The following is a 12033-nucleotide window of genomic DNA, read 5'->3' as shown; positions in this document are numbered from 1 at the left end:
GGGCCGGGCCCTGCCGTTCCGGCGGGGCGATTGCCTGGGTTCACGGCCGCCTGTAAAGGGCGGCGGGACCCTGGCCGTGGCGGGTCGCTGCGCCTGGAGGGATCGCGTTGGCGCCTGTGATATCCTGCGAGTTCGGGCCCGGCGGAAGGCCCGTCCTGTTCCGCAATCCCTCGGCGCTGGTCCTGGCCCATGCCCCCCACGAGGTCCTGCCCGCGCTGGAGCGGCTGGAGCGGGCGCGCCGGTCGGGCGGATGGATCGCGGGATGGCTGTCCTACGAGGCGGGCCACGCGCTCGAGGACCGGCTGCGGCCCCTGATGCACGAAACGCCCGGGCCGCTGCTGGCCTTCGGGGTCTTCGACGCGCCGGAGGCGGACGGGGAGGCCCCGGACGAGAAGGTCCGGCTTTCGCCCTTCCGGCCGCTGGTGTCACAGGCAGAGTATGAGGCCGCCTTCGCACGTGTGCAGGCCTATATCCGCGCGGGCGACTGCTATCAGGTCAACCTGACGTTCCCGCTGGAAAGCCGGTTGCAGCGCGGCTCGGCCCGGGGGCTCTACCATGCGCTGCGAGGCCTTCAGCCCGTGGGCTTCGGGGCCTGCGCCGACCTGGGCGGGCCGGTGGTCGTGTCGCGCTCGCCCGAGCTGTTCCTGCGGCTCGACCCTTCGGGGCGGATCGAGACGCGGCCCATGAAGGGCACCGCGCCGCGCCATCCCGATCCTGCGCGCGACGCGGAACTGGCGGCAGGCCTGGCCACGTCCGAGAAGAACCAGGCCGAGAACCTGATGATCGTGGACCTGCTGCGCAACGACCTGGCGCGGATCTGCCGCGTGGGCTCGGTCCGGGTGCCGGAACTGTTCGCGGTGGACAGCTTCGCCACGGTCCACCAGATGAGTTCGCGCGTCACGGGGCAGCTTGCCGCCCCCGCCAGCCTGCCTGCGCTGATGCGCGCGCTCTTTCCCTGCGGCTCGGTCACGGGCGCGCCCAAGATCCGCGCGATGGAGATCATCCGCGAGGTCGAGCCCTTCGCGCGGGGCGCCTATTGCGGAACCCTGGGCTGGATGGCGCCGGACGGGGCGGGCTGCTTTTCGGTGGCGATCCGCACGCTCTCGGTCTGGCCGGACGGGCGCGTCACGCTGAACGTGGGCGGCGGCGTGGTGGACGACTCGACCGCCGCCTCGGAATGGGAGGAGGCGCTGTGGAAGACCCGTTTCGCGCTGCCGCTGACGACCCCGGGCTGAGGCTGATCGAGACGGCGCTGTGGGATGGCGCGGCCTGTCCGCGGCTGGAGGGGCACCTCGCGCGCCTGACGGCCAGCGCGGCGGCGCTGGGCTGGCCCTGCGACGCCGGGGCCGCAAGGGCCGCGCTGACGGGCGAGCCCGGCACGCCCGCGCGCCTGCGCCTGACCCTGGACCGCGCGGGGGCGCTGGAAGTGACGCGCGCGCCCCTGCCGCCCTCGCCGCCCGAATGGCGGCTGGGGCTGGCCTCGGCGCGGCTTGCCTCGGCCGACCCGTGGCTGCGGATCAAGACGACGCGGCGTGCGGTCTATGACGCGGCGCGCGCGGCGATGCCCGGCGGACTGGACGAGCTTCTGTTCCTCAACGAACGGGGCGAGGTCTGCGACGGCACCATCACCACGCTGTTCTTCGACCGGGGCGAGGGGCTGCGCACGCCGCCCCTGTCCTGCGGGTTGCTGGCGGGCGTGCTGCGGGCCGAACTGCTGTCAGGCGGGCTTTGCCGCGAGGAAAGGCTGCGCGCCGAGGAACTGCCGCACATGCGGCTGTGGGTCGGCAATGCGCTGCGGGGGCTGATGCCGGCACGCTGGCAGGGATAGCGCGGTCCCGGGCACACCTGGGCGGCATCATGTCGCGGCAGGTTCCGCCCCCTGGCCCCTTTGGCCCCCCGCCCGATGGGCTTACGTCAGGTGCCAGCCATAGGCGCCAGGGACGAGGTCAGACGATGCGGAACACTCACGGGATCGGCCGGCGGGCCATTCTGGCCGGAATGGGCGCGCTGCCGCTGCTGCTGGCAGCGGGAACGCCGGCGCGGGCCGCGGGCCTGCCGCTGGTGACCGTGACCAAGGACCCCGGTTGCGGCTGCTGCGACGCCTGGGTCGATCATCTGCGCGCGGCGGGCTTCCCCGTCCGGGTCGTGGAATCGGAGGACGTGGATGCGCTCAAGTCGCGGCTGGGCGTTCCGGCCGAGCTTGCATCCTGCCACACCGCCGAGGTCGGGGGCTATGTCATCGAGGGTCATGTCCCCGCCGCCGCGCTGGCGCGCCTGCTGGCCGAGCGGCCCGCGGCGACGGGGCTGGCCGTGCCGGGAATGCCCGCAGGCTCGCCCGGGATGGATTACCCGGGCACCGTGCCCGAGCCCTACGAGGTGGTCCTGTTCGGCCCGGAGGGGCAGGAAACCTTTGCCCGCTTCCTGGGCGGGCAGGAGGTCTGAGGCCCCGGTCCCTCGCCGCGCCTGCGCGGGGCGAGCGGCAAGCTGCCCGGCTGCGGCCCGGCTTGCAGTGCGGCGGGGCGACCCTCGCCGCCTGGCGTGCGCCGGTCCCCGAGACCTGCGCCCGGCGCAACCCTGATGTCTTGCGGCGGGTGCCAAGTTTCACATTTTCCGTGCGTGGGCGATAAGGGCATACCGCCATCAGCAGCCGAGGAGACCTGCCATGAGCCGCATCGCCCCCCAAAGCCTTCGCGCGAAGATCATGACGGCCGAGGAGGCGGCGGCGCTGATCGGGTCCGGCGACACCGTGGGGATGAGCGGCTTCACCGGCTCGGGCTATCCCAAGGCCGTGCCGCTGGCGCTGGCCGCGCGGATCGAGGCCGAGCACGCGGCGGGCCGCCCGTTCCGGGTCCGCGTCTGGACCGGCGCCTCGACCGGACCGGAACTGGACGGCGCGCTTGCCAAGGCCGACGGGATCGAGTTCCGGCTGCCCTACAACTCGGACCCCATCGCCCGCGAAAAGATCAACCGCGGCGAGATGGACTATTTCGACATGCACCTGAGCCAGGTTGCGCCCATGGCATGGCAGGGCTTCCTGGGCCCGCTCGACGTCGCCGTGGTCGAGGTGACGGCCATCCGGCCGGACGGGATGCTGATCCCCTCGTCCTCGGTCGGCAACAACAAGACCTGGCTCGACCGGGCCGGAAAGGTGATCCTCGAGGTGAACCGCTGGCAGAACCCGGCGCTGGAGGGGATGCACGACATCTACTACGGCACGCGCCTGCCGCCCCATCGCGTGCCCATTCCCCTGATCCGTCCCGATGACCGGATCGGAGAGCCTTGGCTGCACTGCGATCCGGAAAAGATCGTGGCGATCGTGGAAACCGACGCGCCCGACCGCAACCTGCCCTTCACGCCCCCCGATCAGACCGCCCGCGGCATCGCCGGGCACCTGCTCGAGTTCTTCCGCCACGAGGTTGCGAAAGGCCGTCTGCCCGCCTCGCTGCTGCCGATCCAGTCGGGGGTGGGCAACATCGCCAATGCCGTGCTGACCGGGCTGGTGGACAGCCCCTTCGAGGAGATGACCGCCTACACCGAGGTGATCCAGGACGGGATGCTGGACCTGCTGGACGCGGGCAGGCTGCGGATGGCCTCGGCCACCTCCTTCTCGCTGTCGCCCGAGGCGGCGGCGCGCGTCAACGCCGACATGACCCGCTACCGCGACCGCATGATCCTGCGCCCGCAGGAGATCAGCAACCACCCGGAACTGATCCGGCGGCTGGGCTGCATCGCCATGAACGGGCTGATCGAGGCCGACATCTACGGCAACGTGAACTCGACGCACATCATGGGCTCGCGCATCCAGAACGGGATCGGCGGGTCGGGGGACTTCGCCCGCAACGCCTATGTGTCCGTCTTCATGACGCCGTCCACGGCCAAGGGGGGGCGGATCTCGGCCATCGTGCCGCAAGCGTCGCATGTCGATCACGTCACCCAGGACGTGCAGGTGATCGTGACGGAACAGGGGCTTGCCGACCTGCGGGGCCTGTCGCCCAAGCAGCGCGCCCGTGTCATCATCGAGAACTGCGCCCATCCCGACTATCGCCCGCTTCTGGCCGACTACTTCCGCCGCGCCTGCGAGGGCTCCTATGGCAAGCACTCGCCCTCGCTGCTGACCGAGGCGCTGAGCTGGCACCAGCGCTTCATCGACACCGGCTCGATGCTGCCCTGAAGCGGCGGGGCCGGCGCATCGCCATCAGTGCAGCCGGGGCAGGGGATCGCTGTCCCGTCAGGGTCGGGGAGGCAGTTGCCCCGTTCCCCGCATGAACGCGCCGCAAGGCAATGAAAAAGGGCCGAGGCAGCGATGCCTCGGCCCTTTTTGGGAAATGGCGGACCCGGAGCGATTCGAACGCCCGACCCCCAGATTCGTAGTCTGGTGCTCTATCCAGCTGAGCTACGGGTCCGTCGTAGGGCGGCTAGGTAGGGCCAGCCGCGGGGGGATGCAAGCGGAAAAATCACCCGGCGGCGTTTTTCCTTCCTAAAGCCGGGAAATCTCGCGCGGCAGGCCGATCTGGAACTCGGTGCCTTCGGAGTCGCTGCGCATCAGGTCCAGCCGGCCGCCATGGCCGCGGATCAGGTCGGCGGCGATGGCAAGGCCAAGGCCGGTGCCGCCCTTGCGGATGCCGCCGGTGAAGGGCTGGAACAGGTTCTCGCGCGCCTTCTGGGGCAGGCCGGGGCCGGTGTCGCCCACGCGGATGCACCAGTGGCTTTCGTCCTCGGTGGCGGAAATCTCGATGGTGCCGGGGCGGCGCGTGGCCTCGATCGCCTGGCGGGCGTTGCGGGCCAGGTTCGCCAGCACGCGGTAAAGCTGGTCGCGGTCGGCGCGGATGCGCATTCCCGCGGGGATGTCGGCGATGAATTCGACGGCGGCTTCGGGCGCGGTCTCGCCCGCAAGCTCCTCGGCCTCGATGACCTCGGCCACAAGCGGGCGCAGGTGGAACAACGTCAGCGAGGGCTGCGGCTCTTCGGCCTTGCCGAAGGCCAGCGTCGTTTCGCACAGGTTCACGGCCCGCGAGATCGCGCCCACCAGCTTGGGCGCGGCGCGGCGCACGGCCGGGTCGGCGCTTTCCTCGAGCCGGTCGGCGAGGATCTGGCCGGTGGTCAGGATGTTGCGCAGGTCGTGGCTGATCTTGGCCACCGCCTGCCCCAGTTGCGCCAGCCGCTCGCGCTGCTTCAGCGAGGCGGTGACGGTGCGCTGCATCTGCGCGAGCGCACTTTCGGCATCGCGCACCTCGCCCATGCTGGCGCCGGGCGTGATGATGGTGCGGCTGTCCTCGGGCGAGGCGGCATAGGCGATCATGTGGTCGATCACGCCCCGGATCGGGCGCACGATCAGCCGCTGGGTGGCGAGGTTCAGCAAAAGCGCCGTCATCAGCGAGAAGGCCGCCGAGACCGCCAGCAGGCGCAGTGCGAATTCGATCATGGCCGCGCGCATGGGGGCGGTGTCCATGGTGATCTCGATCAGCTGGCCCGCCTGGCGCACGGGCTCGCCGATCACGCGGATGACCTCGGGGCGGGGACTCAGCAGCCGCTGCAACGTGTCGCGGACGCTGACGCCCCAACTGTCGTCGCGCAGATCGTAGGTGGCCGAGATCGGCTGCGGCAGCGGAGAGGACAGCACCAGCTGGCGGATGTCGTCGCGGCGCAGGACGACGTTGAAGACGCCCGCGTTCTCCAGCAGCTCGCTTTCCAGGTCGGCCGCGATCGATTCGTCGGTCGCCAGCAGCGCGAGGCTTGCGATCTGCGCCCGTTCAAGCCGCGTTTCCAGGTAGTCGCGGCGAAAGTTCGTGACGCTGGGGACGAGGATGAGGATTTCGGCCAGCAGGACGAACAGGATCGTCAGCAGGGCAAAGCGGCCTGAAATGCTGTTGAAGTTCATGTCGTCCCGTATCGTCGCAGAACCGGGGCACCGGCAATCGCATCAGCCCTGGTGGCGCTGCGGATCAAACATATGTGATGACAGCGCAGTTCCCAAGGGTGGATGATCCGGCCGTGACGTCCGAAAACAAGGGGAAGGGGCGTTCTTTCTGTTGACTCGGGCCGGTGCGCGTCATATCAGCCGGGCTTCGCATTCCCGGCGCGCTTGCGTGGGCTGACGGCCCATACCCTGCGCGCCCTTGTTGTTGGAGCTACGACGATGAAACGCACCTTCCAGCCGTCGAACCTGGTTCGCGCGCGCCGGCACGGCTTCCGCGCCCGCATGGCCACCAAGGGCGGCCGCAAGGTCCTGGCCGCGCGCCGCGCCAAGGGCCGCAAGGTCCTGTCGGCCTGATCGGGCATGGGCCGGTGGCCGATGCGCTGACCGCTGACGCTCCGGCACCCGCCGGAGAGGACAGGGCGGGGCGCAAGGCCGCGGCCGTGACCACGATGACCCGGCGCGCGGACTTCCTGCGCGCGGCATCCGCCCGTCGTCAGGGAACGGCGGGCTTTCTGCTGCAGGCGCGCCGCCGCGACCCGGCCGAGCCGGTCGAGCCTTCGGGCGCGATCCGCGTGGGCTATACCTGTTCCAAGAAGCTCGGCAATGCCGTGGCCCGCAATCGCGCCAAGCGGCGCCTGCGGGCGATCGCGCGCGAGGTGATCCCGGCCGAAGGGCAGGGCGGCTGGGATTATGTCCTTGTCGGCCGCCCCGAGGCGACCGCCACCCGCGACTTCGCCGAGATGCGCCTGGACCTTTCCCGCGCGCTGGCCCGCGTCCATGCCGGTCCCGACCCGCGCGCCTCCGATCCCGGCGCGCAGCCCCGCCGCAGGGGCAAGGGATGACCCCGCTGGCCCGGGTTGTTGCGCTGCCGGTGCGCGCCTATCGGCTGCTGCTCAGCCCCTGGGTGGGCCATGCCTGCCGCTTTCAGCCGACCTGCTCGGCCTATGCGCTCGAGGCGCTGGAGCGCCACGGGGCGCTGCGGGGCGGCTGGCTGACGCTGCGCCGGATCGGCCGCTGCCACCCTTGGGGCAACTGGGGGTATGACCCGGTGCCGCCCTCGCGGGAGAAACGCCCATGACCCGCCGGCCGCGCGCGATCCTGCCGGGCCTGCTGCTGGTGGCGCTGTCCGCCATCGCCCTGGTCGCGCTGCTGACCTTCGTTTTCGAGGCCTGGGGCCTGTGATGCCCGCGCCTCATCCATCAAGGGCCGCCTGATGCTGGACGACGCCACCGACACCGCCGACGAGACCGAGATTCACCCGCTGTTCCGCGGCGCGCCCTCGTCCACCGAGTTCCGCAAGCTGCGCAAGCGGCTGGTGCGCGAGGTCCGTGCCGCCATCGAGACCTATCACATGGTCACGCCCGGCGACCGCTGGCTGGTCTGCCTGTCGGGCGGCAAGGACAGCTATACCCTGCTGGCCGTCCTGCATGAGCTGAAATGGCGCGGGCTGCTGCCGGTCGAGCTGCTCGCCTGCAACCTCGACCAGGGTCAGCCGGGGTTCCCGGCGACGGTCCTGCCCGAGTTCCTGACCGAGCGCGGCGTCCCGCACCGGATCGAATACCAGGACACCTATTCCGTGGTGAAGGCCAAGGTGCCCGAAGGCCGCACCTATTGCAGCCTCTGTTCCCGCCTGCGGCGCGGCAACCTGTATCGCATCGCGCGCGAGGAAGGCTGCAGCGCGGTCGTGCTGGGCCACCACCGCGACGACATCCTCGAAACCTTTTTCATGAACCTCTTCCACGGCGGCAGGCTGGCATCCATGCCGCCGAAGCTTCTGAACGAGGACGGCGACCTGAACGTCCTGCGCCCGCTGGCTTACGTGGCCGAGGCGGATTGCGAGCGCTTCGCCCGCGCCATGAACTATCCGGTGATCCCCTGCGACCTTTGCGGCAGCCAGGAGGGCTTGCAGCGGATGCAGGTCAAGAAGCTGCTGGACGACTGGGAGGCCCGCAGCCCCGGCCGCCGTCAGGTGATGTTCCGGGCGCTGACCAACGTGCGCCCCTCGCATCTGCCCGACCCGGCGCTGTTCGACTTCGCCAACCTCGCGCCGTCCGTGGCGCCCGCCGGGGATGTGCCCCGGCTGCGCGATCAGGCGGACTGAACCGGGACGTCCTTGCTTTCCGGCCAATGCGCGAAGGGCAGCACACGCCCATTGCGCCGGCTTTCGGCGATGCGGTCGAGGTCGATCTCGGCCTTGACCCATCCGGGCGCGTCCATCGCACCGTCGGCCAGAATTCCGGTTTCCGGCCACAGCCCGTCCGGGGGCGCATAGATGGCGGCGATCCCCCGGTTCTCGTCGATGGCGGGGTTCCAGTCGCAGTTCCCCACGGTCGGGGCCTGCACGACGACGCACTGATTCTCCAGCGCGCGGGCCATGCAGCCGATGCGGACGCGCATGAAGCCCGCCACGCTGTCGGTGCAGCTTGGGGCAAGGATGATCTCGGCCCCTGCCTCGGCCAGCCTGCGGGCGAGCAGGGGGAACTCGCTGTCATAGCAGATGGTGATGCCGAGCCGGCCCACGGGCGTGTCGAAGACTGCCAGGCCGGGCGCGCCGGTCACGTCCCAGTCCTCGCGCTCGAAGCGGGTCATGATCTGCTTGTCCTGATGCCCGATCCGTCCCTGCGGTCCGAACAGCACCGCCCGGTTCACCGGCCGCGCGCCGGGGGCGGGGAAGGCCGGGCCCGAGGCCGCAAGGATGTGGCAGCCATGCTCTGCCGCCAGCCGCGCATGGATCGCGTCGCGTGCGGCTTCGTGGCGGGCGACCTCGTGCAGGCTGGCTTCCAGGTCGCGCGCGATGGCGGGCCCGCCGAGGCTCGCCAGTTCCATCGCGCCGTATTCGGGAAAGACCAGCAGGTCGCAGTCGGCGGCCTCTGCGACCCAACGGGTGATCTTCGCCTCGTAGGCCGACAGGTCGTCGAACCAGTCGAAGGGATAGGCGGCGGCGGCGATGCGGACGGTGCGGCTCACAGCGGTTTCATCCAGAATTGCAGTTGCTTCGTCGTCTCGCCGGCGTCCCCGAGGTCGCGCCAGTGGAAATTGGCGATGACACCCGGCAGGGGCTGGTAGCCGCGCTTGCGCCAGAAGCCGTCGAGCGGTCGGTAATCCGCGGGCCGGGCAGGGTGGTCGGCCGGCCGGATGACCGAGCAGAAGGCCGAATACCGCCGCCCGAGGCTGCGGGCCTGTGCCTCGCGTCCATCGAAAAAGGCATGGCCGAGCCCGTGGCCGCGATATTCGGGCAGCAGCACCGATTCGGCGCAGTAGAAGATGTCCTCCAGCCGCTCGGGGCGGTCCGCGAAGGCCGCGGCGAAATCCTCGGCGTGGTCTTCCATGGGCGCGCCGGTCGCGGCGCCGACCATGCGGTCCCCGTCCATCGCGGCGACCACCACCGCGCCGGGGGCGGTGTAGGCGCGCAGATACTCGCGCTCATACCCCTCGTCGCCGTCGTAGAGATAGGGCCAGTCGCGGAACACCGCGATCCGCAGCCGGGCGAGATCGCCCAGCGCCCCCGCCACGGCATCCCCCGTCAGGAGGCGCGTCGTGATCACGAGACCTGCCGGATCCAGTCGGCGAGGTTGTAGTAGGTCGTCACCCGCGCGATCTGCCCGTCCTTGACCGCGAAGAAGGCCCCGGCGGGCAGGCGATAGCTCTGGCCGCGCGCCTCGGGCAGGCCGGGGTCGGTTTTCAGGTAGGTGCCGTTCACGACGAACTCGGCCGCGCCACGGCTGCCGTCCTCGCTGGCGAAGACGACCATGTCGGTGAGGTTCTCGCGGTAGGTCTCGCTCATGTGCCGGTTGAACTCGGCGAAGCCCTGCTTGCCGCGGCGGATGCCGCCCTCGTTGACGTGATGCTCGAAGTCGTCGTGCAGCATCGCTTCCATCGCCTCGGTGTCGCCCCGGTTGAAGGCGTCGTAATAGGCGGCGATCAGGTCCTTGGTCTGGGCGTGGGGCATGGGCTCTCTTTCCGTGGTCTCCCAAGGACTAGCGGCAGGGGCGGCGAAGGTCAGCCCCCTCCGAAGGTCGGACGCCTTGCGCGCGGCTCGGCGCTTGGGCAGGGTCGCGCGGCCACAGGAGAACGCCCATGACCGCCCGCACCATCACCTGCTTCAAGGCCTATGACCTGCGCGGCCGGCTGGGGGACGAACTGGACGAGGACGTGGCCTGGCGCGTGGGCCGCGCCTTCGCCCTGCGGCCCGGCACGCGGCGGGTGGTCGTGGGGCGGGACGGGCGGGAAAGCTCGCCCGCGCTGGCCGCCGCCCTGACGCGGGGGCTGGTCGAGGGCGGCGTCGAGGTGCTGGACCTCGGCCTTGCGGGCACCGAGGAGATGTATTTCGCCACCGACCACCTGCGCGCGGACGGGGGGATCGAGGTCACGGCCTCGCACAACCCCATCGACTACAATGGCATGAAGCTGGTGAAGGCCGGGGCCGCCCCGCTCGACCCCGCGACGGACCTGATGGAACTGGCGCGGGCGGCGCAGGCGGGCGAGTTTCCCGATCCGGCGCCGGGCCGGGTGACGGACGCCAGCGGGACCCGTGCCGACTATGCGCGCCGCATTTGTGACTTCGTGGACGCAGGCGCGCTGGGACCGTTGAAGCTGCTGGTGAACGCGGGCAACGGTGTGGCCGGTCCTGCCTTCGACGCCATCGCGGCGGAACTCGCACGGCGCGGGGCGCGGCTGGAGATCACGCGGATCAACCACGACCCCGACCCGAGCTTTCCGAACGGCATCCCGAATCCGCTGCTGCCGGAAAACCAGCCGATGACCGCCGACGCCGTGCGGGCGCAGGGCGCGGATCTCGGCGTCGCCTGGGACGGCGATTTCGACCGCTGCTTCCTGTTCGACGAGACGGGCCGCTTCATCCCCGGCGAATATGTCGTGGGGCTGCTGGCCGAAGCCTTCCTGACCCGCCATCCCGGCGCAAGGATCGTCCACGACCCGCGCGTGGTCCTGAACACCCGCGACATCATCGGGCGGGCAGGGGGCGAGGCGGTGCAGTCCAAGACCGGCCATGCCTTCGTCAAGCAGGCCATGCGGGAAAGCGGCGCGGTCTATGGCGGCGAGATGTCGGCGCATCATTATTTCCGCGACTTCGCCCATGCCGACAGCGGCATGATCCCCTGGCTGCTGGTGGCCGAGCTCATCAGCCGCTCGGGCCAGCCCCTGTCCCGGCTGGTGGGCGACCGCATGGCGGCCTTCCCCTCGTCGGGAGAGATCAACTTCCGCCTGTCCGATCCCGACGCGGCGCTTGCCCGCGTGCTGGCGGCGATGGAGCCAGCCGCCATCGCCCGCGACGACACCGACGGCATCAGCCTTGAATACCCCGAGTGGCGCTTCAACCTGCGGCGGTCGAACACCGAACCGGTGGTGCGGCTGAACGTCGAAAGCCGGGGCGACGCCGCGCTGGTCGCGGCCAGGGTGGCCGAGATCTCGGCCCTTCTGGCGGGCTAGTCCCCGATCGTGTCGGGCACGCCCATCACGTATTCGTGGTAGGCGATGGCCTCGTCGATGTTGTCGAAGACGGTCAGCCGGGCGCGGTCCAGCACCGCGCCCATGTTGCACAGCCGCCGGATCATCGGCATCGAGTGGCTGACCACGATGGCCGAGGACCGCTGCATCCGGTCGGTGAAGACGCGCTGGGATTTCTCTCGGAACTCGGCATCGCCCACGCTGGTCACCTCGTCCACCAGATAGGTGTCGAAATGGATGCCCATGCTGCATCCCATCGCCAGACGCGAGCGCATCCCCGACGAATAGGTGCCGAAAGGCGCGTGATAGCTGGCGCCGAGTTCCGCGAAATCGTCCACGTAATCGACCAGCGCGTCGGTATCGACGCCGTAGATGCGCGCGACGAAGCGGACGTTCTGCGCCCCCGTCAGGTCCGGGTGGAAGCTGCCGGAAAAACCGACCGGCCAGGAAATCGTGCCGTCCGAGACGATCCGCCCCGAGGTCGGCAGCGCCGTGCCCGCGATCATGCGCAGCAGCGTCGATTTCCCCGCGCCGTTGCGCCCCAGCAGCCCCACCGACGCGCCGGTCGGGAAGACCGCGTTCATCCGGTCCGCGACCAGCTTCCGCCGCCCCTCGGTGTAGTAGATCTTGGTCAGGTTCTCGAGCCGGAT

Annotated in this window: 14 protein-coding genes and 1 tRNA gene; 9 read left to right on the top strand and 6 right to left on the bottom strand. The window is 70.4% G+C overall.

All coding sequences use genetic code 11. The annotated features are described in order from the left end of the window. Positions 1-116 precede the first annotated feature (116 nt). The 4 genes from CK240_RS15625 to CK240_RS15610 all read left to right on the top strand — a co-directional run bounded on the left by CK240_RS15625 (position 117) and on the right by CK240_RS15610 (position 4171). The gene (locus tag CK240_RS15625; protein ID WP_095641277.1) at positions 117-1235 is read left to right on the top strand and encodes an aminodeoxychorismate synthase component I; all 1119 of its coding nucleotides are present in this window, start codon (positions 117-119) and stop codon (positions 1233-1235) included. Then, positions 1193-1828: an aminotransferase class IV family protein gene (locus CK240_RS15620; protein ID WP_095641260.1), complete on the top strand. Its 636-nt coding sequence runs from the start codon at positions 1193-1195 to the stop codon at positions 1826-1828. Before CK240_RS15625 ends, CK240_RS15620 begins: the two co-directional genes overlap by 43 nt. A gap of 125 nt (positions 1829-1953) precedes the next feature. After that, a complete protein-coding gene (locus tag CK240_RS15615) occupies positions 1954-2442 on the top strand; it encodes a DUF411 domain-containing protein (protein WP_095641259.1) in 489 nt (162 codons plus the stop codon). 220 nt (positions 2443-2662) lie between these two features. Next, positions 2663-4171: an acetyl-CoA hydrolase/transferase family protein gene (locus CK240_RS15610; protein ID WP_095641258.1), complete on the top strand. Its 1509-nt coding sequence runs from the start codon at positions 2663-2665 to the stop codon at positions 4169-4171. 155 nt (positions 4172-4326) lie between these two features. Here CK240_RS15610 and CK240_RS15605 read toward each other — a convergent pair. Both CK240_RS15605 and CK240_RS15600 read right to left on the bottom strand, forming a co-directional pair. Next, positions 4327-4403 (bottom strand) — tRNA-Arg (locus CK240_RS15605). 74 nt (positions 4404-4477) lie between these two features. Continuing rightward, complete coding sequence (locus CK240_RS15600) at positions 4478-5878, bottom strand: sensor histidine kinase (RefSeq protein WP_095641257.1); 1401 nt, start codon at positions 5876-5878, stop codon at positions 4478-4480. A gap of 258 nt (positions 5879-6136) precedes the next feature. Here CK240_RS15600 and rpmH point away from each other — a divergent pair, with 258 nt between their 5' ends. The 4 genes from rpmH to ttcA all read left to right on the top strand — a co-directional run bounded on the left by rpmH (position 6137) and on the right by ttcA (position 8018). Further along, positions 6137-6271: a 50S ribosomal protein L34 gene (rpmH, locus tag CK240_RS15595; RefSeq protein ID WP_036703770.1), complete on the top strand. Its 135-nt coding sequence runs from the start codon at positions 6137-6139 to the stop codon at positions 6269-6271. A gap of 95 nt (positions 6272-6366) precedes the next feature. Continuing rightward, positions 6367-6759, top strand: coding sequence for a ribonuclease P protein component (rnpA, locus tag CK240_RS15590; RefSeq protein WP_095641256.1), 393 nt, complete (start codon positions 6367-6369; stop codon positions 6757-6759). Continuing rightward, entirely contained in the window at positions 6756-6995 is a 240-nt protein-coding gene (yidD, locus tag CK240_RS15585; RefSeq protein WP_095641255.1) for a membrane protein insertion efficiency factor YidD, read from the top strand. The genes rnpA and yidD overlap by 4 nt, the downstream gene beginning before the upstream one ends. A gap of 135 nt (positions 6996-7130) precedes the next feature. Continuing rightward, a complete protein-coding gene (gene ttcA / locus CK240_RS15580) occupies positions 7131-8018 on the top strand; it encodes a tRNA 2-thiocytidine(32) synthetase TtcA (protein ID WP_095641254.1) in 888 nt (295 codons plus the stop codon). Here ttcA and CK240_RS15575 read toward each other — a convergent pair. From CK240_RS15575 to CK240_RS15565, 3 genes are read right to left on the bottom strand one after another with little or no spacing between them, the layout of a single operon-like run. Next, positions 8006-8884: a carbon-nitrogen hydrolase family protein gene (locus tag CK240_RS15575; protein ID WP_095641253.1), complete on the bottom strand. Its 879-nt coding sequence runs from the start codon at positions 8882-8884 to the stop codon at positions 8006-8008. The two genes, ttcA and CK240_RS15575, sit on opposite strands and share 13 nt — an antisense overlap. Beyond that, positions 8881-9462: a GNAT family N-acetyltransferase gene (locus CK240_RS15570; protein ID WP_095641252.1), complete on the bottom strand. Its 582-nt coding sequence runs from the start codon at positions 9460-9462 to the stop codon at positions 8881-8883. The genes CK240_RS15575 and CK240_RS15570 overlap by 4 nt, the downstream gene beginning before the upstream one ends. Continuing rightward, positions 9459-9866 carry a ketosteroid isomerase-related protein gene (locus CK240_RS15565; RefSeq protein ID WP_095641251.1) on the bottom strand — a complete coding sequence of 136 codons (408 nt, stop codon included), beginning with the start codon at positions 9864-9866 and terminating at the stop codon, positions 9459-9461. The genes CK240_RS15570 and CK240_RS15565 overlap by 4 nt, the downstream gene beginning before the upstream one ends. 128 nt (positions 9867-9994) lie before the next feature. Here CK240_RS15565 and CK240_RS15560 point away from each other — a divergent pair, with 128 nt between their 5' ends. Further along, complete coding sequence (locus CK240_RS15560; protein ID WP_095641250.1) at positions 9995-11365, top strand: phosphohexomutase domain-containing protein; 1371 nt, start codon at positions 9995-9997, stop codon at positions 11363-11365. On the opposite strand, the gene CK240_RS15555 is transcribed toward CK240_RS15560, so the two are convergent. Further along, positions 11362-12033, bottom strand: a 672-nt coding sequence (locus tag CK240_RS15555) for an ABC transporter ATP-binding protein (protein ID WP_240517498.1), incomplete at its 5' end; no start/stop codon positions are given. The genes CK240_RS15560 and CK240_RS15555 overlap by 4 nt on opposite strands.

Source organism: Paracoccus salipaludis (genome assembly GCF_002287065.1).
GTDB lineage: Bacteria > Pseudomonadota > Alphaproteobacteria > Rhodobacterales > Rhodobacteraceae > Paracoccus > Paracoccus salipaludis.
The sequence above is the reverse complement of the archived record's forward strand: the minus strand, read 5'-3'. Positions and strand labels throughout refer to the sequence as shown.

Coding starts and splice junctions, on each gene's coding strand:
- CK240_RS15615 (WP_095641259.1), top strand. CDS start 1,954: ATGCGGAACACTCACGGGATCGGCCGGCGGGCCATTCTGGCCGGAATG.
- CK240_RS15610 (WP_095641258.1), top strand. CDS start 2,663: ATGAGCCGCATCGCCCCCCAAAGCCTTCGCGCGAAGATCATGACGGCC.
- CK240_RS15600 (WP_095641257.1), bottom strand. CDS start 5,878: ATGAACTTCAACAGCATTTCAGGCCGCTTTGCCCTGCTGACGATCCTG.
- rpmH (WP_036703770.1), top strand. CDS start 6,137: ATGAAACGCACCTTCCAGCCGTCGAACCTGGTTCGCGCGCGCCGGCAC.
- rnpA (WP_095641256.1), top strand. CDS start 6,367: ATGACCCGGCGCGCGGACTTCCTGCGCGCGGCATCCGCCCGTCGTCAG.
- yidD (WP_095641255.1), top strand. CDS start 6,756: ATGACCCCGCTGGCCCGGGTTGTTGCGCTGCCGGTGCGCGCCTATCGG.
- ttcA (WP_095641254.1), top strand. CDS start 7,131: ATGCTGGACGACGCCACCGACACCGCCGACGAGACCGAGATTCACCCG.
- CK240_RS15565 (WP_095641251.1), bottom strand. CDS start 9,866: ATGCCCCACGCCCAGACCAAGGACCTGATCGCCGCCTATTACGACGCC.
- CK240_RS15560 (WP_095641250.1), top strand. CDS start 9,995: ATGACCGCCCGCACCATCACCTGCTTCAAGGCCTATGACCTGCGCGGC.